The organism is Bartonella vinsonii subsp. berkhoffii ATCC 51672, from assembly GCF_902825225.1.
Classification (GTDB): Bacteria; Pseudomonadota; Alphaproteobacteria; order Rhizobiales; family Rhizobiaceae; genus Bartonella; species Bartonella berkhoffii.
On sequence record NZ_CADEAK010000376.1, the window covers coordinates 1 to 346 of the forward strand.

General features: G+C 43.1%; 1 pseudogene. It reads left to right on the forward strand.

Annotation, left to right across the window (positions count from 1 at the left end):
- Positions 1-346: pseudogene (locus J7R10_RS09685) on the forward strand (late control protein); the annotation flags it as partial.

Consider the following 346-nt stretch of genomic DNA (forward strand, 5'->3'; position numbering starts at 1 on the left):
TGCGCCTTTGTGGCAAAAGCGCCTCAATGCGTAAAGAACTCAAAGAACAAACAAGTGAACATTTTGATCACAAAACCGTTGGCGAGATTGTTGAAACCCTGGCCAAACGCCATGGTTATCAAGCAAAAATCAGTCCTCAATTCACGCACAAAACTTTGCCTTATGTGATTCGTACGGATCAATCGGCTGTTGATTTTTTAACCCGCCTTGCAGACCGCATGCAGGCACGTTTTTTAATCAAGGACAATAAGTTTTTGTTTTTAAGCGGAGTTAACTTACCAGCACTCGAACTTCATAAGCATGACTGTTCCAGTTGGGAATTCACGTTAGAGCCACGCACCCAATA